The following is a 24,880-nucleotide window of genomic DNA, read 5'->3' on the forward strand; positions in this document are numbered from 1 at the left end:
TCCCCGTCCGGGTCATGCCGTCGACAGAATCGGACCGGCCTTTCGGGGCCGGTCCGATTCCTCTGTCAGGCCCATATGGGGGACCAGAGGCATGATCCGCATCAAGGCACGGGCGCCCACCGGGCGGGTGGCAGTACTGCCCACGGTCTGGGGAGCCGTCGCGGTCGGCTACAAGTTCGGCTGTCCGCTCGCCCAGCAGAACGGGCTCGGGGCCCGCATCGTCACCAGTGCCGTGTTCTTCGCGGTCGGCACCGGCCTCATAGTCCATGTCCGCCGCTCCCTGCTGCGGGAGCTGCGGCTCGCCCGGCGGGCGGCGAACGCCGCGCAGGACGTCGTCCTGCGGCCGCTGCCGCCACGGCTCGACGGGATCGACGTCGCCGCCGCCCAGCTCTCCGCCGACCGGGGCGCGAGCGTCGGCGGCGATCTGTACGAGGCCGTCGCCACCGAGCACGGCGTCCGGGTGGTGATGGGGGACGTACGCGGGCACGGCCTGGCCGCCCTCGGCACCGTCGCCGCCCTCCTCGGCAGCTTCCGCGAGGCCGCCCACGACGAGCCGGACCTCGACCGGGTGCTCCGCAGACTGGACCGCGCCCTCGCCCGCCACCTGCGCGAACGTGCCCGCGCCGAACACCCCGCGCACGGCCCCCGAGACCTCGACCACCCGGTCGCCGAGGAGTTCGTCACCGTGCTCCTCCTGGAGATCGGCGGGGACGGCGGCCTGCGCGCCCTCAACTGCGGCCATCCGTGGCCGTACGCGCTGCGGGGGACCAGGGTCGAGCAGCTGACCGGCGCGGACCCCCTTCCGCCGCTGGGGCCGTTCCCGCTGCCGGCGGAGCTGGAGGTGCTGCCCTGCGGCCGGCTGCGTCCGGGGGAGTCGCTGGTCCTCTTCACGGACGGGGCGGAGGAAGCCCGGGACGGCCGGGGACGGTTCTTCTCGCTGCCGGAGGCCCTGCGCGGGGCCGTCCGCGACCACCCCGTCTCACCCCAGAAGGTCCTGCGCACCGTCTTCACGGGCCTCCTGCGCCACACGCTCGGCAGGACGACGGACGACGTCGCGGTACTGGTCCTGCGGAACGGCCGGCGAGGGGCGGGCCGCGACTCCCCGGGGGCGCGCGGCGACGACGTCGGCGACGCCGCGTGCGCGGGCACGGCACCCACCCACCCGCAGCCGACGACGTACCGCTAGCCGCCGGGACCCCGGCCGGGCCGCCGTCGTTCGAGGGGGAGCCGGCGGCCCGGCCGGCCTCTTGCGAGGCATCTCAGTCAACCGGACCGACACGCTCCGCGACAGCGCGCGTACGCCGCGGATACGGGCACTCGGTTCACACCCCGTGTGAACGCCGAGCCACTACGCTGACCGCACCAGGCCACTCGGGGGGCATCCCATGCAGCCCAACACCCTGCTCGACGCCATCCTGGACGAGGCGGGCATCTCGCACGCCGGCCTCGCCGCCCACGTCAACCAGGCGGGCCGCGCCCGCGGACTCGCGCTGCGCTACGAACACACCGCCGTCGCGCGCTGGTTGAAGGGCCAGCGGCCCCGCGGCCAGGTGCCCGACCTGATCTGCGAGGTGCTCGCGGCGCGGCTGCAACGCCCCGTCACGCTCGACGACATCGGGCTCGGCGTGCCCGGTGAGCCCAGCACCCCGCACCCCGGTTCGCTGGGCGGGTTCGTGGAGCGGGCCACCGCCCTGTGGCGCTCGGACGAACAGCAACGGCCGCATGTGCTGGGCGCCCCGGCCGTCACCGGGACCCCGGCGGTGATGCCGGTGTGGGAGTGGGAGAACCCGCCCGAGGACGTCGACGTGTCCCGGGGCGGCCGGCACCCGGTGACCACGGCCGACATCGAGATGCTCCGCGCCGCCCGGACGCACTACGAACAGATGTACCGCAAGACCGGCGGGGTAGCGACCCGCTCACGGATCGTCGGATTCCTCAACGCCGAGGCCGCGCCGCTGCTGCGCGGCAGCTACACCGACGCCACCGGCCGTCAACTGCACCGGGCCACCGGCGGATTGGTGGCGATCGCGGGCATCTGCGCGTACGACTCCGACGCGCACGGGCTCGCCCAGCGCTACTTCCACCAGGCGCTGCGGCTGGCGAAGGCCAGCGGGGACCGCGGTCTCGGGGCGTACGTCATCGCGCTGCTGGTCAACCAGTCGCTGTTCATGCGGGAGTACCGGCAGGCCGTCGCCTTCGCCGAGGCCGCGCTGCGCGCCGCCGGCCGGCACATCACCCCGGCGCTCGCCTCCGACCTGTACGCGATGCAGGCCAAGGCGTACGCGCACCTCGGGGACGGCACGAGCGCGCTGTCGTGCATCCGGCGGGCGGAGACGGCGGCCGAGCGCATCCGGCGTGGTTACGAGCCCGACGAGACCGGGTACGTCCAGCCGGGGCTGGTCAACGTGCAGGTGGCCGAGGCGCTGCTGAGCCTCGGGGAGCTCGCCGCCGCCCGGGAGCACGCGGCGGCGGCCGTGGACAACCCGGCCCACGACCGGGGGCGGGTGCACCGGCTGGCCATGCTCAGCACCATCGAACTGCGCCAGGGCAACGCCGACAAGGCCGTCGTCACCGCCGTGCAGATGGCGGAGCAGGCACGGGGAATGGAGTCCCAGCGGCTGCGCGACAGACTGCGCGCGGTACGCGAGCATCTGGTGCGGTGCGGCTCGGCCGGCACCGCCGAAGCCGCCGAACTCATCGACGGGGCACTGCGCGTACCGCTGTAGGCCCCCTGTAGGCACACCGTCCCTGCTGCGATATTGCCACTTACTCGGCGGAAGGTGGCAGAACCGTGCAGTGGACGAAACAAAGCGAACAGACTGTGTATGAAAACCGCTGGTTCCGCGTCAATCTCGCGGACGTCGCGTTGCCGGACGGCCGGCACCTCGACCACTTCCTGATCCGGCTGCGCCCCGTGGCCGTGGCCACGGTCGTCAACGAGGCCAACGAGGTGCTGCTGCTGTGGCGGCACCGCTTCATCACCGACAGCTGGGGCTGGGAGCTGGCCGCGGGCGTCGTCGAGGACGGCGAGGACATCGCGAGCGCCGCGGCCCGGGAACTGGAGGAGGAGACCGGCTGGCGGCCGGGGCCCCTGCACCACCTGATCAGCGTGGAGCCGTCCAACGGCCTCACCGACGCCCGGCACCACGTCTACTGGTCCGACCGGGGCGAGTACATCGGGCACCCCGTGGACGACTTCGAGTCGGACCGGCGGGAATGGGTGCCCCTGAAACTCGTCCCCGACCTGATCGCCCGTGGGGAGGTCCCGGCCGCCAACATGGCGGCCGCGTTACTCCTGCTGCACCACCTCAGGCTCGCGGAAGGCTAGGGAGCCGGCGGCTAGCGGGCGGCCAGCGCCTGCCACACCGTCACCACCAGCGCACCGAGCGCGGTCAGCGCGGCGAGCGAGGGCAGCGGCCAGCGTGCGTGTTCCAGCGAGGCCATCCGGGTGTTCAGCTCGTCCAGCTCCTTGGCGGTCTCCTCGGTACGGTGACGCAGCAGCGCCAGTCCTCCCTCGACGCGGGCGTAGGCCACGTCGAGGCGGCGCCGTAACTCTGCGAGTTCTCCATGGACCACGGGATGCTCCGGTTCGGCGGTCACAGGTCCGCTCCTTTCGGTGGTCGAAATGGATGGTTCCGCATCCCTTGCATGCGCATGATGAGTCAACTCGCCTGGTGGGCGCGTGGGGAGCGTGTGTGGCGGGCATATGCGTGCCCGGCGCGCACACGGTGTGTGAAACGGACGGGCCCGGCACCTGAATCCGGTGCCGGGCCCGTGGGCGTCGCTGTTCGTAGTCAGCCGTAGGTGTAGAAGCCCGAGCCGGTCTTGCGGCCGAGCCGGCCCGCCTCCACCATGCGCTGGAGCAGCGGGGGAGCGGCGTACAGCGGCTCCTTGTACTCGGCGTACATCGAGTTGGCGATGGAGACGATGGTGTCCAGGCCGATCAGGTCGGACAGCTTCAGCGGGCCCATCGGGTGGGCGCAGCCCATCTCCATGCCGTTGTCGATGTCCTCGCGGCTCGCGATGCCCGACTCGAACATCCGGATCGCGGACAGCAGGTACGGCACGAGCAGCGCGTTCACCACGAAGCCGGAGCGGTCCTGGGCGCGGATGGCGTGCTTGCCGAGCACCTTCTCGGCGAAGACCTGGGCGCGGCTGAGCGTGCCCTCGGAGGTGGTGAGCGCCGGGATCAGCTCGACCAGCTGCTGCACGGGGGCCGGGTTGAAGAAGTGGACGCCGACGACGTGGTCCGGGCGGGAGGTGGCCACCGCCAGCTTCACCAGCGGGATCGAGGAGGTGTTGGAGGCCAGGATCGCGTCCGGCCGGGTCACCACCTGGTCGAGCACCTGGAAGATCTCGGTCTTGACCTGCTCGTTCTCGACGACGGCCTCGATCACCAGATCCCGGTCGGCGAACTCGCCGAGGTCGGTGGTGAAGCTCAGCCGCGCCTGGGTGGCGTCCCGCTCCTCCTCGGAGATCTTGCCGCGCTCGGCGGCCTTGGCCAGGGAGTTGTACAGCCGGGTACGGCCGATCTCCAGGGCCTCGCCGGTGGTCTCGGCGACCTTCACGTCCAGGCCGGCGCGGGCGCACACCTCGGCGATGCCCGCGCCCATCTGGCCGCAGCCCACGACTCCGACGCGCTCGATGTCGGTCACATCGTTCCCTTCGCTGAGTTCTCCGGCTCGCTGGCAGACCTCCGGGTTCGGCGCCTGCTCCGATCGTGCACGTTACCGCCAAGTATCGATGATCGATCGCCGGGGTGGGGGATCCTCAACCGCACAGCGATCCGTGACGGAGCGGATCCCGAGCGTTCGGAGGTGTGCCGATGGGGCGCATGGCGCGGCGGACCTTCGCCCTGGGCGCGCTGTCCACGCTGGCCACGGTACCGGCCGTGCCCACGCGGAGCGCGCCGGCCCCGGGCCGGGCCGGCCCCGCTCCCGTGTCGCACCCCACCGGCCGCGCCGCGCGCGCCGCCGCCCGGATGCGGGGCGTCTGGATCGCCACCGTCGCCAACCGGGACTGGCCCTCGCGGACCGGCCTCACGGCGAGCGCGCAGCGCGAGGAGCTGATCACCCACCTCGACCGCGCGGTCCGCGACCGGCTCAACACCGTGATCCTCCAGGTGCGGCCCACGGCCGACGCGCTGTGGCCGTCGCCGTACGAACCCTGGTCCGAGTACCTCACCGGCACGCAGGGCAGGCACCCGGGCTGGGACCCGCTCGGCACGGCCGTGAGGGAGGCGCACGCCCGGGGCCTGGAGCTGCACGCCTGGTTCAACCCGTACCGGATCGCCCAGCACACCGACCCGGGCCGGCTGACCGCCTCGCACCCGGCCCGCAGGCACCCCGACTGGGTGGTGACCTACGACGGCCGGCTCTACTACAACCCCGGCCTGCCAGAAGTCCGCGCCTTCGTGCGGCAGGCGATCCTCGACGCGGTCGCCCGCTACCCGGTCGACGCCGTCCACTTCGACGACTACTTCTACCCCTACCCGGTCGACGGGGAGAGCTTCGACGACGACGACGCGTACGACCGCCACGGCGGCGCCTTCTCCTCCCGGGCCGCCTGGCGCCGGAACAACATCGACACGCTCGTGCGCGAGACGGCCGCCGGCATCAAGCGGGTCCGGCCCGGCACCCGGTTCGGCGTCAGCCCCTTCGGGGTGTGGCGCAACGCGTCGACCGACCCCCGCGGCTCCGACACCGAGGCGGGCGTGGAGACGTACGACGACCTGTACGCGGACACCCGCACCTGGGTCCGCAACCACTGGATCGACTACGTCGTCCCGCAGCTCTACTGGCACATCGGGGACCCCGCCGCCGACTACGCCCGGCTTCTGGAGTGGTGGGCGGCGGCTGTCCAGGGCACCGGCACCCGGCTGTACATCGGCGAGGCCCTGTACCGGGCGGGCGCCGCCGGGGAGTCGTCCGCCTGGCGGGACCCGGTCGAACTGTCCCGGCACCTGACCCTCGCCGCCCGGTACCCGCAGGTGCGCGGGCACGTGTTCTTCGCCGCCGCGGACGTGGCGGCCGATCCGATCGGCGCGATGGCACGGGTGGTCGCCGACCACTACCCCGGGCCGGCGGAACCACCGCGCTGACCAGGGCCTTGCGTTCGGATCATGCCGGGCTCGCGGGTCCGATCCGAACGCAGGACCCTAGTGCTGTTGCTCGTCCCTGTGCTTGACCTGGCAGTCGGGTCCGGGGGACATGATCGCCTCGTGCCCGTCCTCGAAGCGGACGCGGTAGGGCGGGTTGCCCTCCTGCCCGAGCACTTCCACCACTTCCGAGACGTGGTCGTGCTGACCCACCACCCTGCCGTGCTGGACCAGCTTGTCGCCCTTGGATGCGCGCATCTACAGGCCCTCCTCACGATCACGACCGCTGAGTGACGGCGATGCACACGAGCACCGCGAGGGCGGTCAGGGGAGCGGCCACCGTGAAGTGCTCGCCCAGCAGCAGCGCCGACCACACCAGTGTGAGCAGGGGCTGAGCCAACTGCAACTGGCTGGCCCGGGGTATGCCGATGGCCGCCATCCCCCGGTACCAGACGACCAGCCCGAGGAACTGCGAACCGAGCGCCACCCAGAGCAGGCCGGCCGCGCCGTGCACGCCCAGGCGCACCGGTTCGTACGACAGCGCCAGCGCCGCGGCCGGCACGGTCAGCGGCAGACACAGCACCAGCGCCCAGCCGATGACCTGCCAGCCCGGCATGACCCGGGCCAGCCGGCCGCCCTCGGTGTACCCGGCCGCGCACACCAGCAGCGCCCCGAAGAGATAGCCGTCGGCCGTGGTGAGCGCGCCGCCGCTCTGGCCGACGGTGAAGGCGAGCACGGCCGCCGCGCCCGCCACGGCCGCCAGCCAGAACCGGCGGGAGGGCCGGGCGCCGGTGCGCAGGGCCGAGAACACGGCGGTGGTCAGCGGCAGCAGGCCCACCACGACGGCCGCGTGGGCCGTGGTGGACGTCTGCAGCGCGAGCGTGGTCAGCATCGGGAAGCCGAGCACCACTCCGGCGGCGACCACCGACAGTCCGGCGAGATGCCGCCGCGCCGGGAGCGGTACGCGCAGAGCCAGCAGACAGCCGCCGGCGACGAGTGCGGCGAGGACGCCGCGCACCGCCACCAGCGACCACGGGCCGAAGCTCTCCAGGCCCCAGGCGGTCGCGGGGAAGGTCAGGGAGAAGGCGACCACGCCGAGGGCCGCTTGGACGGTGCCGAGTCCCTGCAGCTCCCCGGGGGCGCTGACTGCTATCGGACTCGCGGTAGTAGCGCTACTCTGTGCTCTCATGCATGAGCGTAGCAGTGTGGGTGAACTGGCGGAACAGCTGAGAAGGGAGCTCGACCGCTACTCTCCGGGTGGAAAGCTCCCATCGAGCCGGGCGCTGGTCGAACGGTTCCGGGTGAGCCCGGTGACCGTCTCCCGGGCGCTCGCCCGGCTCGCCGCCGAGGGCCTGGTGGTCACCCGGCCCGGCGCGGGCGCCTTCCGGGCCCGGCCGCACCGCGGCGAGACCCCCGCCGGGGACACCTCCTGGCAGGAGGTCGCGCTGAGCGCCGACGGCGCCGCCGACCTCGTACCGCGCACCGTGGACGCCTCCGGCGTCACGGTCTCGCTCGCCGCGCCGCCCCCCGGGGTCCTGGAGCTCAGCGGCGGCTATCTGCACCCCTCGCTCCAGCCCGAGCGCGCCATGGCGGCGGCCCTCGCCCGGGCCGGGCGGCGGCCCGGCGCCTGGGGAAGACCGCCGCTGGAGGGGCTGCCGGAGCTGCGGGAGTGGTTCGCGCGCGGGATCGGCGGTGCCGTCACCGCGGCCGAGGTGCTGATCGCCGCCGGCGGTCAGGCCGCGCTGGCCACCGCCCTGCGCGCGCTCGCCCCGCCGGGTGCCCCGGTGCTCGTGGAGTCGCCCACCTACCCGGGCATGCTGGCCCTCGCCCGCGCGGCCGGACTGCGGCCCGTCCCGGTGCCCGTCGACCCCGACGGGGTGCGCCCGGACCTGCTCGCGGACGCCTTCCACGCCACCGGTGCCCGCGTCTTCGTCTGCCAGCCGCTGTTCCAGAACCCCACCGGCGCGGTGCTGGCCCCCACCCGGCGCACCGAGGTGCTGCGCATCGCCCGCGAGGCCGGCGCGTTCGTCGTCGAGGACGACTACGTCCGCCGGCTCGTGCACGCCGACGCCGCCCCGCTGCCCCGCCCGCTGGCCGCCGACGACCCGGACGGCGTCGTCGTCCACGTCGGCTCGCTGACCAAGGCGACCTCGCCCAGCTTCCGGGTGAGCGCCCTGGCCGCGCACGGGCCGGTGCTGGAACGGCTGCGCGCCATCCAGGTCGTGGACAGCTTCTTCGTCCCCCGGCCGCTCCAGGAGGCCGCCCTGGAACTCGTCGGCTCCCCGGCCTGGCCCCGCCACCTGCGAGCGCTGTCGGCCGAGCTGAAGACCCGCCGTGACGCCATGACCGGCGCGCTCGCCCGGCAGCTGCCGGACCTGGCCCTGCCGCACATCCCGTCCGGCGGCTACCACCTGTGGGTGCGCCTGCCCGACGGTGCCGTCGGCTCCGGGGCGGAGGCCGCGCTGACCGCGGCGGCCCTGCGCGCCGGCGTCGCCGTCACCCCGGGCCGCCCCTACTTCAGCGCCGAACCCCCCGCCGCCCACCTCCGCCTGAGCTTCGCCGCGGTCGCCGGCACCGGGGAGATCGCGGAGGGGGTGCGGCGGCTGCGGGCGGCGTACGACGAGGCCGTGCGAAATCCGCTCGTCACCGAGCAGCCGGGCCTGTGAGGATCACCGTATGAGCGATGCACCCGCCCTGCCCGAGGGATACGAGTTCTCCGCCGACTCCGGCCGCGTCGACGTGGAGCGCGTGCACGGCTGGCTGTCCTCCGACGCGTACTGGGCGGTCGGCCGCACGCGGGAGAAGCACGAGCGGGCGATGGCGTCCTCGATGAACTACGGCGTGTACGACACGTCCTCGGGGGAGCAGGTGGCGTACGCGCGCGTGGTCACCGACCAGGCGCTCTTCGCCTGGCTCGCCGATGTGTACGTCGACCCGTCGGTGCGCGGGAAGGGCCTCGGCACGGCGTTCGTCGCCCGCGTCCGCGCGCACCTGGAGCCGCTCGGCCTGCGCCGGCTGCTGCTGGCGACGCAGGACGCGCACGGGGTCTACGAGAAGCTGGGCTTCCGTCCGCTGGACCGTCCCGAGCTGTACATGGTGCACACCTTCGGGCGCCCGGCCGACGCCTGACCACGCCCCTTCTCTTGACCTGCTGCGCGCCGGGGCCCACCATCACCGCATGCCACTGAGGGTGACGTTCGTCGCCGCCGCGCGCGGTGCCGCGCTGCTCGCGGAGCGCTTCGAGGACGACCGGCCACTGGACCAGGGCGGCTGGGACGAGGTGCAGCGTGTCGCCGGGGACCTGCTGCCGCTGGCCGCGGCCGAGCTGCGCTACTGCTCGCCGACGCCCCGCAGCCGGGCCACCGGCGACGCCCTGGGCTACGCCCCGCTGGTCCAGCTCGCGCTGCGGGACTGCGACATGGGCCGCTGGCGGGGGCTGACGCTGGGCGAGGCGATGGCCCGGGAGCCGGACGCGGTGGACGCCTGGCTCGCCGACCCGCGGTCCACCCCGCACGGCGGCGAGTCGTTGCTGGCGTTCATCTCCCGGGTCGGCGGCTGGCTGGACACCCGGCCTGCGGACGACGGCGGCCGGATCGTCGCCGTGGCCGAGCCGTCCGTGATCCGGGCGGCCCTGGTCTACGCGCTGAAGGCGCCCCCCTCGTCCTACTGGAACATCGACGTCCGCCCGCTGTCCACGACGACGGTCACGGGCCGCTCCGGCCGCTGGAACCTCCGCTTCGACGGGGTCCGGGCTCAGGCCTCGCGCGGATAGCGGGCCGCTGTCTCGCGCACGTAGTCGGTGGTGAGGACGAGGTCCTTCGCGGGTCCGCCGACGCGCCAGACCGTGCGCCAGTGGTCGGCGTCCCGGACGGTGAACTCGCCGCGGTAGAGGTCGGCCGCGCAGGGGTGGCCGGCGACGTACCGGCCCGTGGTGAGGTCCAGTTCGTGGAAGGGCCGCCCGTCCGCGAACCGCACGTCGGCCCGGCCGGGCCCGGGTCCCGGCAGGAAGCGCAGGGTCCGGGTGGCGGGCCGGGCCACCCCCTGCCAGGTGAAGGTGCCGGACTCCTCGTGCAGCAGACCGCCGCCGTCCAGCGCGGTGAAGTCGGTCGTCCCCGTGAAGTGCCCCTCGTCCCCGCTCGCCAGGTCCCGCACGTCACGTTCGACGCGCCACCGCCCGGCCAGATGGGCCAGCACGTCGGGCACCGGCCAGAACTCACGCATGTCCCGGAGCTTACGCGGCCCCGGTGCCGCCGGGTGCGGGGTGCCGGTGGCCCCGTCGACGCGCTCGACCGCCGTCGGGCACGGCGGCAAGGTCATGTCCGAGGGGCGGCGGCCCACGCCCGGCGGAGACCTTCTCCTGCGGACCCGCGGGTCACACCCCGAAGTACTTCTGCGCCGCCCGGACGCCGTCCACCAGCGCGTCCACCTCGTCCAGGGTGTTGTAGACGTAGAAGCTCGCCCGGGTCGTCGCCGGGATGCCGTAGCGGCGGACGATCGGACGGGCGCAGTGGTGGCCGACACGCACGGCGACGCCCCGCTCGTCCAGCACCTGGCCGACGTCGTGCGGGTGGACGCCGTCGACCGTGAAGGAGACGGCCGAGCCCCGGTCGGTGAGGTCCGCGGGACCGACCACCCGGACCCCGGGCACCTCGGCGAGCAGCTCGAGGGCGCGCGCGGTGAGCGTGTCCTCGTGCGCGGCCACCTCGGCCATGCCCAGCCGCTCCAGGTACTCCACCGCCGCCGCGAGCCCCACCGCCTGCGCGGTCATCGGCACACCCGCCTCGAAGCGCTGCGGCGGCGGCAGGAAGGTGGTGCGGTCCATCTCCACGATCTCGATCATCGAGCCGCCGGTGAGGAACGGCGGCAGCCCGGCGAGGAGTCCGGCGCGGCCCCACAGCACACCGACGCCGTTCGGGCCGAGCATCTTGTGCCCGGAGAAGGCGAGGAAGTCCGCGCCCAGCCCGCCCACGTCGACCGGGCGGTGCGGGACGGACTGGGCGCCGTCCACGACCACGAGGGCGCCGTGCGCGTGCGCGCGGTCGGCGAGGGCGCGCACGGGGTTGATGGTGCCGAGGACGTTGGACTGGTGGGTGAGGGCGAGCACCTTGGTGCGCTCGTCCAGCAGTTCGTCCGCCCGGGACAGGTCGAGGCGGCCGTCGTCGGTGAGACCGAACCAGTCGAGCGTGGCGCCGGTCCGCTCGGCGAGCTGCTGCCAGGGGACCAGGTTGGCGTGGTGCTCCATCTCGGTCACCACGATCCGGTCGCCGGGGCCGAGCCGGCCGGCGTTGCCCAGCGCGTAGGCGACCAGGTTGATGCCCTCGGTGGTGTTCTTGGTGAAGACCACCTCGTCGTCGGCCGCGCCGATGAACCGGGCGACGGCGTGCCGGGCCTGCTCGTACGCCTCCGTCGCCTCGCCCGCCAGCTGGTGCGCCCCGCGGTGCACGGCCGCGTTGTGCGTGAGGTAGAAGTCCCGCTCGGCGTCCAGCACCTGGAGGGGCTTCTGGGTGGTCGCCCCGGAGTCCAGGTAGACGAGCGGCGCGCCGCTCGCCACCGTCCGCCGAAGGATCGGGAAGTCCTTGCGCAGCGCGTCCACGTCGAAGCCCACGACGCTCACCTCTCACGGTTTCGTACCTGATTCACCGTGAGACACGCTACGTTCTCCTCACGCGGAACCGCAAGGATTACCATGAGAGCCGTGCATCACGAGGCCCCCGTCCACCTGCGCCAGCTCCCCGTCCCCGGCGAGGACGAGTACGCCGCGCTGGCGCTGGTCAACACCCGGTTCACGGTCAGCCACGGGCAGGTCGACCTGCTCGACGACACCGAGGCCGCCCATCTGTGGCTGGTCCGGCACGCGCTGCTGCCCGACCGGGTGAGCCTGAACGGCAGGCAGTCCGGCCGGCTGCGGGCCCTGCGCGAGGCGCTGCGGGCCCTGTTCGCCGCCCGGGCCGCCGGGACGCGGCCGCCCGCCGACGCCCTCGACACCCTCAACGCCACCCTCGCCGCCGCCCCCGCCACGCCCCGGCTCGCCTGGACCGCCGACGGCCCCCGCCGCGCCGACGTCCCCGACACCGGCAACCCGGCCGCCGCCGCGCTGTCCCAGCTCGCCGAGGACGCCACCGACCTGCTCACCGGCGCCGACGCGGACCTGCTCACCGAGTGCGCCGCCCAGGGGTGCGCCCGCTGGTTCCTGCGCTCCCACGGCGCCCGCCGCTGGTGCACCACCAAGTGCGGCAACCGGGTCCGGGCGGCCCGGGCCTACGCGGCCCGCAAGGCCGGTTCACCCTGAGAACACCCACCGGAAAGCGAATGTTTTCCGGCAGGACATTAAATTCACCCGGTGTTTCCCGTGTTCGGAAGAGGCCGCCTCATTTTCCGGCGGGCGCGCAACCATCCGGAATCCCGCTCCGTCTAAGTCGGCGAATCGATGGGGCACACATTCCGTGAGGACCGCCGAAAATGCACCGCAATACCGAGCCCGGCGAAAGCGGCACCGCGCACGGGAACCCGCAGCGGCACCCGGACAGGAACAGGGTGTGAAAGCGGTCTCCCGGCCGCGGCAGGCCGCCGCCCTGCTCGCCGCCGCCGTCACGGTCACCGCCTTCTGTGCCGGTGACGTGCTGGCGCGCGGCTATCCCTTCGGCCCCCGCACCCGCAGCGTCAACGACCTCGGCAACCAGTACGTGCCCTTCCACGCCCACCTGTGGGACCTGCTGCACGGCCGGGGCCACGGCGGCCTCCTCGTCAACTGGCAGTCGGGCTACGGCGCCGGCTTCCTGCCCGACCTCGGCACCTACCTCGGCAGCCCCTACGCCCTGCTCGTCGCCCTCTTCCCACGCGACGGCATCGACCTCGCCGTCTACGCCGTCACCGTGCTGAAGACCGCCTCCGCGGCGGCGGCCATGGCCTGGCTGCTGCTCACCCTGCGCCCCGGCCGCTGGTGGGCGGCGGGCCTGCTCGGCACCTCGTACGCGCTGTGCGGCTGGAGCACGGCCGACGCCTCCTACAACCCCATGTGGCTCGACGGCCTGATCGCCCTGCCGCTGCTGTGCCTGGTCGGCGAGTGGGCGCTCACCGGACGCCGGCGCCTGACCGGCGTCCTCGTCGTCGCCCTCGCCTGGACCGCCAACTTCTACACCGCCTACATGGCCACCCTCGGCGCCGCCCTCGTCCTGCTGCTGCGCCTGCTGCTCGCGCGCCCGCCGCGCCGGCAGGCCCTCGCCACCGCCGGCCGCGCCGCCCTCACCACCGTCCTCGGCACGGGCCTCGCCGCCCCGCTCGTCACGGTCGTCTACTTCGGCACGAAACACGCCTACCCCGGCCGCGTACGCCGGTTCGCGCCCGTGCCCACCGAGGACGTGGCCGCCCGGCTGCTGCCCGCGACCTACGGCTTCGGCTCCCCGGCCCTCTACGTCGGCGTCACCGCCCTGCTCCTCGCGCTCGCCCTGCCCTTCCACCGGGCGGTGCCGGTCCGGGTGCGCGCCGGCTGGACGGCGCTGGTGCTCCTGGTGGCCCTCTCCCTCCAGTGGGGCCCCACCCACCTGCTGTGGCACGCCTTCGCCACCCCGCAGGGCAGCGCCTACCGGCAGGCGTTCGTGCTGTGCGGCCTGCTGGTCGTCGCCGCCTGGCACGCGGTGGCGTACGGCCTGCCCGACCGGCGCTCCCTCGGTGCCGCGGCCGCCCTGCTCGTGCTGGTCGTCGCCGTCGCGAGCCGCAGCACGCTGGTCCGGCCGTACACCTGGCCGGTGCTGCTGCTCGCCCTCGCGGGCGCGGTCGGCGGCCTGGTCCTGCTGGGCCGCGCCGGACACCGCGCCCGGCTCGCCGGGCTGGCCGTCGTCCTGCTCCTCGGCGCCCAGGTGGGCGAGACGGCCGCCACCTCGGCCGTGGCCACCCGGCTGCGCCTCGGGCACCTGGACGACTACGAGCCCTGGGGCGAGCGGCAGGAGACGCAGGCGGCGGCGATCGCCGGGGCCGACGACTGGCCGCGGTACCGCACCGACCCCGGCCGCGAGCAGACCGTCGGCAACGACCCGCTGCTGGTGGGCGGTGAGGGCGCCCAGTACTACAGCAGCCTGACCTCGGACGTCCTCAGCCGCACCCTCACCGCCCTCGGCGACGGCTGGACCTCGCGCGGCCGCAACCTGCAGAGCCTGGACAACGCCGTCACGGACGTCGTCTTCTCCGTCGGCGCCCGGGTGCACTCCCCGCCCGACCCGCACCAGAAGTACCTGTCCCCGTACGCCGGGCCGGTGACCGTCACCCGCCGGGACGTACCGCCGCTGGTCACCGTCCGGGCCGCGCCCGACAGGACACCGTTCGGACCGTCGCCGTACCGCAACCAGGAACTGCTGCTCGGCAGCCGCGTCTACACCGTGTCCCGCGTGACCGTGCGCGACGACGACGGGCGGCCCCTCCCGTCCCGCCGGGTCGGCACCGGCAACGCCCTGGTCCGGCCGACGATCACCGCCCGGTGCCCGGCCGGCACCCAGGTCCACCTGTGGGCCCCGGACTTCTCCGGCACCGCGCGGCTCGCCGGCGCCGGGGAGCCCGCCCGGTTCCGCTCCCAGTTCCCGCGCACCCGCGCCGCCATGGAGCCGCTCGGCACCGCCCCCGCCCCGGGTCCGCTGCGGATCGAGCTGCGGCCGGACCGGCCCGGGCGCATCCCGTCCGCCGCCGTCGGCTGCCTGGACCCGGCGCGGCTGGCCACCGCCGCCGCCCGCCTGAAGGCGGGCGGCGCCACCGAGGTGACCGTCTCCGGTGCCACCGTGCGGGCCCGGCTGCGCGCCGGCAGCAAGGGCGTCGCGGTCGTCGCGGCCCCCCGGATCGCCGGCTGGCGCTGCGCCACCGGCGACGGCCCCGAGCGGCCCGCCGGCGTCTTCCACGGCCTGATCGCCGTGCCCCTCGACGGCACCGCCACCAGCCTGACCTGCACCTTCCACCCACCCGGCCTGCGGCTGGGCACGGCCGTGGGCGCCGCCTCGCTGCTGACGCTCGTCGTGCTCACCGCCCTCACCGCCGTCCGCCGCCGGCGCGCCCCGGCGCCGCCCACGACCACATCGCCGCGCGAGCGCCTGACCGCCGCTCACTGACCGCGCCCAGGGGGGACCCCGCATGCTGATATCGATCGTCGCGCCCTGCTACAACGAGGAGGACGTCCTCGCCCGCTTCCACGAGGAGGTCCAGAAGGTCGCCGAGGAACTGCTGCCCCTGGGCCACGACATGGAGTTCGTGTACGTCGACGACGGCAGCCGGGACCGGACGCTCGCGGTCCTCAGGTCGCTGGCGGACCTCGACTCCCGGGTGCGCTACGTCTCCCTCAGCCGCAACTTCGGCAAGGAGGCGGCCCTGCTCGCGGGTCTGCGGCACGCCTCGGGCGACTCGGTGATCGTCATGGACGCCGACCTCCAGCACCCGCCGGCGCTGATCAGGCGCATGGTCGAGCTGCGCGAACAGGGCCACGACCAGGTCATCGCCAGGCGCACCCGCACCGGCGACCGGTTCACCCGGACCCTCACCGCCCGGCTGTACTACCGGCTCGTCAACCGGCTGGTCGACGTCGAACTCGTCGACGGCGTGGGGGACTTCCGGCTGCTGTCGCGCCGGGTGGTGGACGCGGTGCTGGCGCTCACCGAGTACAACCGGTTCTCCAAGGGCCTGTTCGCCTGGGTGGGCTTCCCGAGCACCACCTTCGAGTACCGCAACGCCGCGCGCGAGGCCGGCCGCAGTTCCTGGAACCTGCGCGGCCTGCTCAACTACGGCCTCGACGGCCTGCTGTCCTTCAACAACCGCCCGCTGCGCGCCGCACTCTGGCTCGGTGTGGCCCTGCTGCTGTGCGCGGGCCTCTACACCGCCTGGATCGTGGGCGCCGCGCTCGTCCACGGCGTCCAGACCCCCGGCTATGTGACCATCATCACCGCCGTCACCGCCCTCGCGGGCGTTCAGATGGTCATGCTGGGAGTCATCGGGGAGTACACCGGCCGCATCTACTACGAGGTGAAGGGGCGCCCGCACTTCCTGGTGAAGGCGACCAACGTGGAACGGACGAAAGATCTCATCCCCTGATGCGGCAGATTCTGACCTTCGCGGCGGTCGGCGTCGTGAACACGGCGGCCTACTACTGTCTTTACCTGTTGTTCCTGACGGCCCTTCCCTATCTGGCCGCGCACATCCTGGCATTTCTGCTCAGCATGGTCGGGTCCTTTTTCCTGAACGCGCGCTTCACCTACCGGACCCGGCCCACCTGGCGGAAATTCCTGCTCTTCCCGCTGACGAACGTGACGAATTTCCTGATCACCACGGCGGGCGTCTACGTCGTCGTCGACCTCCTGCACGCCGGCAGCCGCTTCGCCCCGCTCCTCGCCTCCGCGGCGGCGATCCCGGTCACCTTCCTCGTCTCGCGCCGGGTGATGTCACCTGGATCGATTGCATAAACGTGCAGCGATACGTATAGTCATGCCATCCAGGAGGAGGATGGACATGGCGGTACGTGCGGCGGTGGCCGGGGCGAGCGGATACGCGGGCGGAGAGGTCCTGCGCCTGCTCCTCGCACACCCCGGGATCGAGATCGGTGCCCTGACCGGGAACTCCAACGCCGGACAGCGGCTCGGCGCGCTCCAGCCGCATCTGCTGCCGCTGGCCGACCGCGTGCTGGCCGAGACCACGCCCGAGGCCCTCGCCGGGCACGACGTGGTCTTCCTCGCGCTGCCGCACGGCCAGTCCGCCGCCGTCGCCGAGCAGCTCGGACCCGACGTCCTCGTGATCGACATGGGCGCCGACTTCCGGCTCGAGGACCCGGCCGACTGGGAGCGGTTCTACGGTTCCCCGCACGCCGGCACCTGGCCCTACGGCCTCCCCGAACTCCCCGGTGCCCGCGCCCGGCTCGCGGGGTCCAGGCGCATCGCGGTGCCCGGTTGCTACCCGACCGCCGTCTCCCTCGCCCTGTACCCGGCCTACGCGGCCGGACTCGCCGGGCCCGAGGCGGTGATCGTCGCCGCGTCCGGCACCTCCGGCGCGGGCAAGGCCCCCAAGCCGCACCTGCTCGGCAGCGAGGTCATGGGCTCCATGTCGCCGTACGGCGTCGGCGGCGGCCACCGGCACACCCCCGAGATGATCCAGAACCTCAGCGGGGTGGCCGGGAGGACGGTGAAGGTCTCCTTCACCCCCACCCTCGCCCCCATGCCGCGCGGGATCCTCGCCACGTGCAGCGCGTCCGCCGCCGAGGGGGTCACGGCCGACGCGGTGCGCGCCGCCTACGAGAAGGCCTACGCCGACGAGCCCTTCGTCCACCTGCTCCCCGAGGGCCAGTGGCCCGCGACGGCGTCCGTCCACGGTTCCAACGCCGTTCAGGTGCAGGTCGCGTACGACGCCGCCGTGGGCCGCATCATCGCGATCAGCGCCATCGACAACCTGACCAAGGGCACCGCGGGCGGTGCCGTCCAGAGCATGAACATCGCCCTGGGTCTCGACGAGACCACCGGGCTTTCCACGATCGGAGTCGCACCGTGAGCGGGGGGCACCTCCCGGCGGTAGCCGGGGAAGTGCGTGCAGCCCCCGGGCCGCGGACGACGACGACGGCCGCACCGCTGCGCTGCACGGGCGGAGAAGCGAACAAGGAGATGCAGTGAGCGTCACGGCAGCCAAGGGATTCACGGCGGCGGGGATCGCCGCCGGGATCAAGGAGAACGGCAACCCCGACCTGGCCCTCGTGGTCAACAACGGGCCCCGCCGTGCCGCCGCGGGCGTCTTCACCTCCAACCGCGTGAAGGCCGCGCCGGTGCTCTGGTCCGAGCAGGTCCTCAAGAGCGGCCAGGTCTCGGCGGTCGTCCTCAACTCCGGCGGCGCCAACGCCTGTACCGGTCCCCAGGGCTTCCAGGACACCCACGCCACCGCCGAGAAGACCGCCGAGGTGCTCGGCCGGGGCGCCATCGAGGTCGCCGTCTGCTCCACCGGCCTGATCGGCGTGCCGCTCCCCATGGACAAGGTCCTCAAGGGCGTGGAGACGGCCGCCGCCTCGCTGAGCGAGCACGGCGGCGAGAAGGCCGCCATCGCCATCAAGACCACCGACACCGTCCACAAGACGTCCGTCGTCAGCGGCGAGGGCGGCTGGACCGTCGGCGGCATGGCCAAGGGAGCGGGCATGCTCGCCCCGGGCCTCGCCACCATGCTCGTCGTCCTGACCACCGACGCCGACCTGGACGAGGCGACCCTGGACCGGGCCCTGCGCGCGGCGACCAAGGTCACCTTCGACCGCGTCGACTCCGACGGCTGCATGTCCACCAACGACACCGTCCTGCTGCTCGCCTCCGGCGCCTCCGGCGTCACCCCGCGGTACGAGGACTTCGCCGAGGCCGTGCGGCAGGTCTGCGCCGACCTCGGCCGGCAGCTCATCGGCGACGCCGAGGGCGCGAGCAAGGACATCCGGGTCGAGGTGGTCAACGCGGCGAGCGAGGAGGACGCCGTCGAGGTGGGCCGCTCCATCGCCCGCAACAACCTCCTCAAGTGCGCGATCCACGGCGAGGACCCCAACTGGGGCCGCGTCCTCTCCGCGATCGGCACCACGAAGGCCGCCTTCGAACCGGACCAGCTCAACGTCGCCATCAACGGTGTCTGGGTCTGCAAGAACGGCAGCGTCGGCGAGGACCGCGACCTGGTCGACATGCGCTACCGCGAGGTCCACATCGTGGCCGACCTCGCCGCCGGCGCCGAGACCGCGACCATCTGGACCAACGACCTGACCGCCGACTACGTCCACGAGAACAGCGCCTACTCCTCATGACCACGACGCGGAAACACACGGCACTGCCGAAAGCCCAGATCCTCATCGAGGCGCTGCCCTGGCTGACCCGGCACCACGGCAAGACCGTCGTCATCAAGTTCGGCGGCAACGCCATGGTGAACGAGGAGCTGAAGGCCGCCTTCGCCCAGGACGTCGTCTTCCTGCGGCACGCCGGTCTCCAGCCCGTCGTCGTGCACGGCGGCGGCCCCCAGATCAGCGCCGCCCTCGACCGGCACGGCATCGTCAGCGAGTTCAAGGCGGGCCTGCGCGTCACCACCGAGGACGCCATGGACGTCGTACGGATGGTGCTGGCCGGGCAGGTGCAGCGCGAGCTGGTCGGCCTGCTCAACCAGCACGGCCCGTTCGCCGTCGGCCTGACCGGCGAGGACGCGCACACCATCACCGCCACCAAGCACACCCCGCAGATCGACGGCGAGCCGGTCGACATCGGGCGGGTCGGCGAGATCACCGCCCTCGACACGGGCGCCATCGAGGCGCTGCTCGCCGACGGCCGCATCCCGGTCGTCTCCTCGATCGCCCGCTCCCAGGACGACGGACATGTCTACAACGTCAATGCTGATACGGCGGCTGCGGCACTCGCTGCGGCACTGGGCGCCGAAACCCTCATGGTCCTCACCGACGTCGAGGGCCTCTACGAGGACTGGCCGAACTCCGACGAGGTGATCAGCCGGCTCACCGCTTCGGAGCTGGAGAAGCTGCTGCCGGAGCTCAGTTCCGGCATGGTGCCGAAGATGGAGGGCTGCCTGCACGCCGTGCGCAACGGCGTGAGGACCGCCCGCGTCATCGACGGCCGGGTCCAGCACTCGATCCTGCTGGAGATCTTCACCGACGAGGGCATCGGCACCATGGTCGTGCCCGACGAGCTTGAGGGGGACGCGCAGTGACGGATCACCAGGGCCACCAGGGCCACCAGGGGAACCAGGAGCTGACCGAGCGCTGGCAGGGCGCGCTCATGAACAACTACGGCACCCCGCGGCTGCCCCTCGTCCGCGGCGAGGGCACCCGGGTCTGGGACGCCGAGGGCCGGGAGTACCTCGACTTCGTCGGCGGCATCGCCACCAACGCGCTCGGCCACGCCCACCCCGCGGTCGTCGAGGCCGTGACCCGGCAGATCGGCTCCCTCGGCCACATCTCCAACTTCTTCATGGCCGAGCCCACCGTCGCCCTCGCCGAACGGCTCCTGGCGCTGTTCGGCCGGGAGGGCCGGGTCTTCTTCTGCAACTCCGGCGCCGAGGCCAACGAGGCCGCCTTCAAGATCGGCCGGCTCACCGGGCGCACCCACGTGGTCGCCACCGACGGCGGCTTCCACGGCCGCACGATGGGCGCCCTCGCGCTCACCGGCCAGCCCGCCAAGCAGGAACCCTTCCGGCCACTGCCCGGCGAGGTCACCCACGTCCCCTACGGCGACGCGCAGGCGCTGGCCGCCGCCGTCACCGAGGACACCGCCCTGGTGGTCATCGAGCCGATCCAGGGCGAGAACGGCGTGGTCGTGCCGCCGGCCGGCTACCTCAAGGCGGCCCGCGCGATCACCGCCGCCACGGGTGCGCTGCTCGTCCTGGACGAGGTGCAGACCGGCATCGGGCGGACCGGCACCTGGTTCGAGTACCAGGCCCACGAGGGCGTGCTGCCCGACGTCGTCACCCTCGCCAAGCAGCTCGGCGGGGGGCTGCCGCTCGGCGCGACCGTGGCCTTCGGCCGGGCCGCCGAACTGCTCCGGCCCGGCCAGCACGGGACCACCTTCGGCGGCAATCCGGTCGCGTGCGCCGCCGGGCTCGCCGTGCTCGACACCATCGAGGGCGAGGGCCTGCTCGACAACGTCAAGCGGCAGAGCGAGAGGTTGCGGGACGGTGTCGAGGCGCTGGGCCACCCCTTGGTCGATCATGTCCGGGGTGCGGGCCTGCTCCTGGGTATCGTGCTCACCGGGCCGCGCGCACCGCAGGTGCAGGAGGCGGCTCAGGAGGCCGGGTTCCTGGTGAACGCGCCCGCCCCCGACGTCGTACGGCTCATGCCGCCGCTGAATCTGCGCGACGACGAGGCGGGTGCGCTGCTCCGGGCGCTGCCCGGCATCCTCGACGCGGCGAACCCCGCCGACGGGGAAGGACGATCCGGAGAATGAGACGACGATGAGCGAGGCGCAGGACCACGAGGCCGCGAACGGCGCCGGGCCCGCCGTGCCGCAGACCCGCACCGCACGGCACCGGCGGATCGTGGACATCCTCAACCGGCAGCCGGTGCGGTCGCAGAGCCAGCTGGCGAAGCTGCTCGCCGACGACGGGCTGAGCGTGACCCAGGCGACGCTCAGCCGGGATCTCGACGAGCTGAACGCGGTGAAGATCCGCAACACCGACGGTGACCTGATCTACGCGGTGCCGAGCGAGGGCGGCTTCCGCACGCCCCGTGCTCCGCTGGGGGAGTCGGCGAAGGAGGAGCGGATGCGGCGGCTCTCCCAGGAGCTGCTGATCTCCGCGGAGGCCTCGGCGAACCTGGTGGTTCTGCGCACTCCTCCGGGGGCCGCGCAGTTCCTCGCCTCCGCCATCGACCAGGCGGAACTGCACGACATCCTCGGGACGATCGCCGGCGACGACACGCTGCTGCTGATCAGCCGGGAGCCCAGCGGGGGCCAGGCCCTGGCCGACCACCTGCTGCGGCTGGCGCAGAACGGGCACTGACCGCGTGCGGGGCCCGGCCGGCGGACGCAGAATGAGCATGTGATCTTCCGCGGCGAGCGGGCAGGGGGACGGGCAATCCCCTGGCGGCCGTCGAACGTACACAGAGGTGTGTCGGGTTACCGGTTCGCCGTCGGCCGCCTCCCGGACGAGGCTCTGCTGTCCGGGCTGGCCGCCGGAGATCCGGAGCTGGCCGTCATCTTCGTACGGAGGTTCCAGCGCCGGGTCTTCGGTGTGGCCATGGCCGTCACCGGGGACCAGCAGCTCGCCGAGGACGTCGCCCAGCAGACGTTCGAGCGCGCGTGGCGCCACGCGCAGATCTACGACTCGCGTCGCGGCTCGGTCATGACCTGGCTGACGGCCATCGCGCACAACCTGGCCGTCGACGCGGTCCGGGCGCGGCGGACGGAGCCGGTGGCTCCCGAGGACCTCGAAGCCCTCCTGGACGCCGTCACCGAGACCCCCGAGCGGTGGGCACTGGCCGACGAGGCGTCCGCCCAGGTCCGGTCCGCCCTGGCAGGGCTGCCACGGGAACAGGCGAGGGCGCTGATGATGGCCGGCGTCTACGGCATGACGGCCCGGCAGGTCGCCGACGCGGAGCGGATCCCGCTGGGTACCGCCAAGACGCGGATCAGGACGGCGATGGCACGGCTGCGCGCCGCCGTCGCCTCTCGGGAACGGGGCGACCATGTCCGGTGACGCGAACTGCGAGAAGCTGCGGGAGGCCGGTCCCGAGCTGGCTCTGGGCGTGCTGCCCGGCCGCGAGCGGGCCGAGGCGGTCGCCCATCTGGACCGGTGCGCGGACTGCCGGGAGTACGTCCGGCAACTGACCCTGGTCGGCGACCGGCTGGCCGGGCTGCTCCCGGACCGCGAGCCGCCGCCCGGCTTCGAGACCCGTGTGGCGCGCGGCCTCGCCCGGTCGGCGGCACCCGGGCGGCGGCCGGCGGGCGTCCTCGGCCCCCCGCGCCGGGGCCTGCGCCACCGCGCCCGGCGGGCCCGGGTACGGGTCGCCGCGGCCGGTGCCGCGCTCGCCGTCGCCGTCGGATTCGCCGGCTGGGCGGTCGGCACCGCCGTCGAGGAGGTCACCGCCTCGCCGCCGCCCGCCGTCGAGTCCGAGCCGGTGCTCGTCGGGGACATGACCCCGGCCGGGCGCGGCGGGCCGTCCGCCGGCGAGGTCTACGCCCACCCCGGCACCCCCGGCTGGATGTTCCTGACCGTCGCGCTCACCCGCCCCGGCACCCGGTACACCGGGACGGTCACCTGTTTCCTGGAGCGCGCCGACGGCACCAGCGTCCGCGTCGGCGACTTCCCCGTGCGCGACGGCCACGGCGCCTGGGGCGTGGCCGTCCCCGTCGACCTCACCCGGTACTCCGGGGCCCGTCTGGCGTCGTCCGACGGCACCGTCCTCGCCACCGCGCAGCTGCGGAAGGCGCAGGTCGTCACCCCGGAGACGTGAGCCGGCCGGCCCACCCGTCGCGGGCCGGCACGGGCAGGTCCGAGCGCGGTGACGGCGGGCCGCACCGCCGGGACGCGATCGGCGGCGCCCCGCGCTCCGGTCGCGGGCACCGGCCGCCCGGGCCGCTGCCGCCCGTGCCGTCGTCCGGCTCGTTCCCGGTGCGGGACCCATGGACCGGACGGCCGTCGGGACCGGGTCGGACGGCTCACGGAGGGGAAAATCCCGCACGGTGGACCGGGAGCCGCGTGAGCTCCCGCACGCTGTACCGGGAGCGGGCCGCCCTCAGCCCAGCCGTGCCGCCAGCCCCCCGGTGCACCGCACCTCGTCGCCGGCGGTGATCAGCAGGGCCTCCACGTCCGGCAGGGACTCGAGCCAGGCCAGCCCCGCCCGGGAACCCATCGCGAACGCGGCCGTGGCCCAGCAGTCGACGAACGTCAGACGCGGTCCCACGACCGTGACCGCCACCAGGTCCGTCACCGCTGACCGGCCGGTGCGCGGGTCCACGATGTGCGCCCCCCGCTCCGCCGTACCGGACGTCGCCACCGCCAGCTCCTGCGTGCCCGCCGCCGAGACCACCGCCGCCAGCCCGCCGGGCCGGAGCGGATCGGAGACCCCCACCCGCCAGGCGCGCTGCGGCTCCGGCGCGCCCAGCAACTGCACGTCCCCGCCCCCGTTGACGCTCACGCCCCGCACCCCTGCCACCGCCGCCAGCAGCCGCGCCGCCCGCTCGGCAGCCCAGCCCTTGACGATGCCGGTGGGGTCCGGCGAGCCCCGGTAACGGGTGCTGAACCACCCCTCGCTCACCCGCTCCGCCTCGGCCGCCAGCTCCAGCACCTCGGCCACCTCGGGGGCGCACCGGGAGACCTCCAGCTCACCCCGGGCCAGCCGCGACACCTCGCTGTCCTCGCGGTAGGTGCTGAACAGCGCGTCCGCCCGGTGCAGCCCGGCGACGGCCTCGGCGAGCGCCGCCCGTACCGCGTCCGGTTCCCCGCCGCGGACGTCGAAGGAGAAGACCGTCCCCATGACCTCCTCCGCGTGACGCACCGCGGCGGGCGCCTGAGCCTCCTCGGCCATCGTGTCAGCCACCGGCCTGGTCCAGGGCCGACTGAAGGGACTGCCGGTAGCCGGTACTGGTGTAGGTGGCTCCCGAGACGGCGTCGATGTCCGCCGTTCCCGCCGCCACGGCCTCCTGGTTGAGCCGGGGGACAGCGAGCTGGGTCTTCTGGTCGCTCAGGCCGCCCTTGGGTGCCTGTACCGCCTCGGCCTTGGTGATCTTGCCGTCGGCGACCGTGATCCGCACCTGGACGGGCCCGTACGGGGTCTGGGCGGCCTTCCCGGTGACGGTCCGCGCCTGCGCCGGGCCGGCCGTGCCGGCGGTGCCCGACGACGCCGGCCCGATCTTGTCCAGCGCGGACTGCAGCGACTTCTTGTAGCCCTCGCTGGTGTACGTCGCCCCGGAGACGGCGTCGATGTCCGCCGTTCCCGCCGCCACGGCCTCCTGGTTGAGCCTGGGGACGGCGAGCTGGGTCTTCTGGTCGCTCAGGCCGCCCTTGGGTGCCTGTACCGCCTCGGCCTTCGTGATCTTGCCGCCGCTGACGGTCAGCCGTACCTGCACGGCCCCGTACTGCGTGCGCACCGCGTCACCGGTCACCGTGCCGGAGCCCGCCGGGGCCGCGCCCCGCGCTCCGCCCTGCGGCGACTCCTGCCCGGCCGCCGTCGCCTGGGGGGCCGCGCCCGCCGCCGACGCGGCGGCCGGATCCGACGCCGGCTTCAGCGACAGCAGCAGCACGACGCCGGACACGGTCGCGGCGGTGGCCAGCACGACCCGCCGCACGGGGTGGCTCTTCCTCATCGGTTCGCAGCTC

General features: G+C 73.8%; 26 protein-coding genes. 18 read left to right on the forward strand and 8 right to left on the reverse strand.

All coding sequences use genetic code 11. The features are described 5' to 3' along the window. The first annotated feature begins 91 nt into the window (after window positions 1–91). From AB0946_RS16455 to AB0946_RS16465, 3 genes are all read left to right on the forward strand, one after another. The gene (locus tag AB0946_RS16455) at window positions 92–1,186 is read left to right on the forward strand and encodes a PP2C family protein-serine/threonine phosphatase (RefSeq protein ID WP_366761286.1); all 1,095 of its coding nucleotides are present in this window, start codon (window positions 92–94) and stop codon (window positions 1,184–1,186) included. A 199-nt stretch (window positions 1,187–1,385) separates the two neighbouring features. Further along, window positions 1,386–2,726, forward strand: a complete 1,341-nt coding sequence (locus AB0946_RS16460; protein ID WP_366761287.1) for a transcriptional regulator — start codon at window positions 1,386–1,388, stop codon at window positions 2,724–2,726. A 65-nt stretch (window positions 2,727–2,791) separates the two neighbouring features. Beyond that, window positions 2,792–3,328: an NUDIX hydrolase gene (locus tag AB0946_RS16465; protein WP_366761288.1), complete on the forward strand. Its 537-nt coding sequence runs from the start codon at window positions 2,792–2,794 to the stop codon at window positions 3,326–3,328. Window positions 3,329–3,339: 11 nt separating this feature from the next. Here AB0946_RS16465 and AB0946_RS16470 read toward each other — a convergent pair whose 3' ends face one another. Next, entirely contained in the window at window positions 3,340–3,600 is a 261-nt protein-coding gene (locus AB0946_RS16470) for a hypothetical protein (protein ID WP_171158001.1), read from the reverse strand. Window positions 3,601–3,794: 194 nt separating this feature from the next. Further along, window positions 3,795–4,655 carry a 3-hydroxybutyryl-CoA dehydrogenase gene (locus tag AB0946_RS16475; protein ID WP_366761289.1) on the reverse strand — a complete coding sequence of 287 codons (861 nt, stop codon included), beginning with the start codon at window positions 4,653–4,655 and terminating at the stop codon, window positions 3,795–3,797. Window positions 4,656–4,834: 179 nt separating this feature from the next. Here AB0946_RS16475 and AB0946_RS16480 point away from each other — a divergent pair, with 179 nt between their 5' ends. Beyond that, the gene (locus AB0946_RS16480; RefSeq protein WP_366761464.1) at window positions 4,835–6,100 is read left to right on the forward strand and encodes a family 10 glycosylhydrolase; all 1,266 of its coding nucleotides are present in this window, start codon (window positions 4,835–4,837) and stop codon (window positions 6,098–6,100) included. Window positions 6,101–6,157: 57 nt separating this feature from the next. Here the strand turns inward: AB0946_RS16480 and AB0946_RS16485 are convergent, their stop codons facing one another. After that, window positions 6,158–6,355: a DUF1918 domain-containing protein gene (locus tag AB0946_RS16485; RefSeq protein ID WP_171158007.1), complete on the reverse strand. Its 198-nt coding sequence runs from the start codon at window positions 6,353–6,355 to the stop codon at window positions 6,158–6,160. Between the two features lie 19 nt (window positions 6,356–6,374). Further along, a complete protein-coding gene (locus tag AB0946_RS16490; protein ID WP_366761290.1) occupies window positions 6,375–7,286 on the reverse strand; it encodes a DMT family transporter in 912 nt (303 codons plus the stop codon). On the opposite strand from AB0946_RS16490, the gene AB0946_RS16495 reads away from it, so the two are divergent. Genes AB0946_RS16495 through AB0946_RS16505 form a run of 3 tightly spaced genes read left to right on the forward strand, consistent with a single transcriptional unit; the run spans window position 7,285 to window position 9,869 of the window. Continuing rightward, complete coding sequence (locus tag AB0946_RS16495; protein ID WP_366761291.1) at window positions 7,285–8,763, forward strand: PLP-dependent aminotransferase family protein; 1,479 nt, start codon at window positions 7,285–7,287, stop codon at window positions 8,761–8,763. The two genes, AB0946_RS16490 and AB0946_RS16495, sit on opposite strands and share 2 nt — an antisense overlap. 10 nt (window positions 8,764–8,773) lie before the next feature. Continuing rightward, on the forward strand, window positions 8,774–9,226 hold the full coding sequence (locus AB0946_RS16500; protein WP_366761292.1) for a GNAT family N-acetyltransferase: 453 nt from the start codon (window positions 8,774–8,776) through the stop codon (window positions 9,224–9,226). Window positions 9,227–9,275: 49 nt separating this feature from the next. Then, window positions 9,276–9,869: a histidine phosphatase family protein gene (locus AB0946_RS16505; protein WP_366761293.1), complete on the forward strand. Its 594-nt coding sequence runs from the start codon at window positions 9,276–9,278 to the stop codon at window positions 9,867–9,869. Here the strand turns inward: AB0946_RS16505 and AB0946_RS16510 are convergent. Together AB0946_RS16510 and AB0946_RS16515 are read right to left on the reverse strand one after the other, a co-directional pair. Further along, the gene (locus AB0946_RS16510; RefSeq protein ID WP_366761294.1) at window positions 9,851–10,318 is read right to left on the reverse strand and encodes a DUF6314 family protein; all 468 of its coding nucleotides are present in this window, start codon (window positions 10,316–10,318) and stop codon (window positions 9,851–9,853) included. The genes AB0946_RS16505 and AB0946_RS16510 overlap by 19 nt on opposite strands. Window positions 10,319–10,469: 151 nt before the next feature. Then, window positions 10,470–11,702, reverse strand: coding sequence for a cysteine desulfurase (locus AB0946_RS16515; protein WP_366761295.1), 1,233 nt, complete (start codon window positions 11,700–11,702; stop codon window positions 10,470–10,472). Between the two features lie 81 nt (window positions 11,703–11,783). Here AB0946_RS16515 and AB0946_RS16520 point away from each other — a divergent pair, with 81 nt between their 5' ends. The 11 genes from AB0946_RS16520 to AB0946_RS16570 all read left to right on the forward strand — a co-directional run bounded on the left by AB0946_RS16520 (window position 11,784) and on the right by AB0946_RS16570 (window position 23,015). Further along, the gene (locus AB0946_RS16520) at window positions 11,784–12,386 is read left to right on the forward strand and encodes an ABATE domain-containing protein (RefSeq protein ID WP_225811116.1); all 603 of its coding nucleotides are present in this window, start codon (window positions 11,784–11,786) and stop codon (window positions 12,384–12,386) included. A gap of 247 nt (window positions 12,387–12,633) precedes the next feature. Next, a complete protein-coding gene (locus AB0946_RS16525) occupies window positions 12,634–15,186 on the forward strand; it encodes a YfhO family protein (RefSeq protein ID WP_366761296.1) in 2,553 nt (850 codons plus the stop codon). A gap of 22 nt (window positions 15,187–15,208) precedes the next feature. Continuing rightward, on the forward strand, window positions 15,209–16,159 hold the full coding sequence (locus AB0946_RS16530; protein WP_366761297.1) for a glycosyltransferase family 2 protein: 951 nt from the start codon (window positions 15,209–15,211) through the stop codon (window positions 16,157–16,159). Further along, a complete protein-coding gene (locus AB0946_RS16535; protein ID WP_366761298.1) occupies window positions 16,159–16,527 on the forward strand; it encodes a GtrA family protein in 369 nt (122 codons plus the stop codon). Before AB0946_RS16530 ends, AB0946_RS16535 begins: the two co-directional genes overlap by 1 nt. A gap of 46 nt (window positions 16,528–16,573) precedes the next feature. Beyond that, window positions 16,574–17,602 (forward strand): N-acetyl-gamma-glutamyl-phosphate reductase, encoded by a 1,029-nt coding sequence (argC, locus tag AB0946_RS16540; RefSeq protein WP_366761299.1) that lies wholly within the window; start codon window positions 16,574–16,576, stop codon window positions 17,600–17,602. A 115-nt stretch (window positions 17,603–17,717) separates the two neighbouring features. Next, a complete protein-coding gene (argJ, locus tag AB0946_RS16545) occupies window positions 17,718–18,872 on the forward strand; it encodes a bifunctional glutamate N-acetyltransferase/amino-acid acetyltransferase ArgJ (RefSeq protein ID WP_366761300.1) in 1,155 nt (384 codons plus the stop codon). After that, entirely contained in the window at window positions 18,869–19,777 is a 909-nt protein-coding gene (gene argB / locus AB0946_RS16550) for an acetylglutamate kinase (protein ID WP_366761301.1), read from the forward strand. Before argJ ends, argB begins: the two co-directional genes overlap by 4 nt. Continuing rightward, entirely contained in the window at window positions 19,774–21,009 is a 1,236-nt protein-coding gene (locus AB0946_RS16555) for an acetylornithine transaminase (RefSeq protein WP_366761302.1), read from the forward strand. Before argB ends, AB0946_RS16555 begins: the two co-directional genes overlap by 4 nt. A gap of 7 nt (window positions 21,010–21,016) precedes the next feature. Then, complete coding sequence (locus tag AB0946_RS16560; RefSeq protein ID WP_171158036.1) at window positions 21,017–21,562, forward strand: arginine repressor; 546 nt, start codon at window positions 21,017–21,019, stop codon at window positions 21,560–21,562. Window positions 21,563–21,670: 108 nt separating this feature from the next. Then, window positions 21,671–22,258, forward strand: coding sequence for a sigma-70 family RNA polymerase sigma factor (locus AB0946_RS16565; protein WP_366761303.1), 588 nt, complete (start codon window positions 21,671–21,673; stop codon window positions 22,256–22,258). Next, window positions 22,248–23,015: a hypothetical protein gene (locus tag AB0946_RS16570; RefSeq protein WP_366761304.1), complete on the forward strand. Its 768-nt coding sequence runs from the start codon at window positions 22,248–22,250 to the stop codon at window positions 23,013–23,015. The genes AB0946_RS16565 and AB0946_RS16570 overlap by 11 nt, the downstream gene beginning before the upstream one ends. Window positions 23,016–23,297: 282 nt before the next feature. On the opposite strand, the gene AB0946_RS16575 is transcribed toward AB0946_RS16570, so the two are convergent. After that, on the reverse strand, window positions 23,298–24,089 hold the full coding sequence (locus tag AB0946_RS16575; protein ID WP_366761465.1) for an FAD:protein FMN transferase: 792 nt from the start codon (window positions 24,087–24,089) through the stop codon (window positions 23,298–23,300). Between the two features lie 4 nt (window positions 24,090–24,093). Beyond that, window positions 24,094–24,867, reverse strand: a complete 774-nt coding sequence (locus tag AB0946_RS16580) for an FMN-binding protein (RefSeq protein ID WP_366761305.1) — start codon at window positions 24,865–24,867, stop codon at window positions 24,094–24,096. Between the last annotated feature and the right edge of the window lie 13 nt (window positions 24,868–24,880).

Origin of the sequence: Streptomyces sp. NPDC046870 (genome assembly GCF_040704595.1) — a bacterium.
GTDB classification, from domain to species: domain Bacteria; phylum Actinomycetota; class Actinomycetes; order Streptomycetales; family Streptomycetaceae; genus Streptomyces; species Streptomyces argyrophylli.

Coding starts and splice junctions, on each gene's coding strand:
- AB0946_RS16505 (WP_366761293.1), top strand. CDS start 9,276: ATGCCACTGAGGGTGACGTTCGTCGCCGCCGCGCGCGGTGCCGCGCTG.
- AB0946_RS16455 (WP_366761286.1), top strand. CDS start 92: ATGATCCGCATCAAGGCACGGGCGCCCACCGGGCGGGTGGCAGTACTG.
- argB (WP_366761301.1), top strand. CDS start 18,869: ATGACCACGACGCGGAAACACACGGCACTGCCGAAAGCCCAGATCCTC.
- AB0946_RS16495 (WP_366761291.1), top strand. CDS start 7,285: ATGCATGAGCGTAGCAGTGTGGGTGAACTGGCGGAACAGCTGAGAAGG.
- AB0946_RS16490 (WP_366761290.1), bottom strand. CDS start 7,286: ATGAGAGCACAGAGTAGCGCTACTACCGCGAGTCCGATAGCAGTCAGC.
- AB0946_RS16575 (WP_366761465.1), bottom strand. CDS start 24,089: ATGGCCGAGGAGGCTCAGGCGCCCGCCGCGGTGCGTCACGCGGAGGAG.
- AB0946_RS16510 (WP_366761294.1), bottom strand. CDS start 10,318: ATGCGTGAGTTCTGGCCGGTGCCCGACGTGCTGGCCCATCTGGCCGGG.
- AB0946_RS16520 (WP_225811116.1), top strand. CDS start 11,784: ATGAGAGCCGTGCATCACGAGGCCCCCGTCCACCTGCGCCAGCTCCCC.
- AB0946_RS16460 (WP_366761287.1), top strand. CDS start 1,386: ATGCAGCCCAACACCCTGCTCGACGCCATCCTGGACGAGGCGGGCATC.
- AB0946_RS16535 (WP_366761298.1), top strand. CDS start 16,159: ATGCGGCAGATTCTGACCTTCGCGGCGGTCGGCGTCGTGAACACGGCG.
- AB0946_RS16560 (WP_171158036.1), top strand. CDS start 21,017: ATGAGCGAGGCGCAGGACCACGAGGCCGCGAACGGCGCCGGGCCCGCC.
- argC (WP_366761299.1), top strand. CDS start 16,574: ATGGCGGTACGTGCGGCGGTGGCCGGGGCGAGCGGATACGCGGGCGGA.
- AB0946_RS16485 (WP_171158007.1), bottom strand. CDS start 6,355: ATGCGCGCATCCAAGGGCGACAAGCTGGTCCAGCACGGCAGGGTGGTG.
- AB0946_RS16530 (WP_366761297.1), top strand. CDS start 15,209: ATGCTGATATCGATCGTCGCGCCCTGCTACAACGAGGAGGACGTCCTC.
- AB0946_RS16500 (WP_366761292.1), top strand. CDS start 8,774: ATGAGCGATGCACCCGCCCTGCCCGAGGGATACGAGTTCTCCGCCGAC.
- AB0946_RS16480 (WP_366761464.1), top strand. CDS start 4,835: ATGGCGCGGCGGACCTTCGCCCTGGGCGCGCTGTCCACGCTGGCCACG.
- AB0946_RS16570 (WP_366761304.1), top strand. CDS start 22,248: ATGTCCGGTGACGCGAACTGCGAGAAGCTGCGGGAGGCCGGTCCCGAG.
- AB0946_RS16580 (WP_366761305.1), bottom strand. CDS start 24,867: ATGAGGAAGAGCCACCCCGTGCGGCGGGTCGTGCTGGCCACCGCCGCG.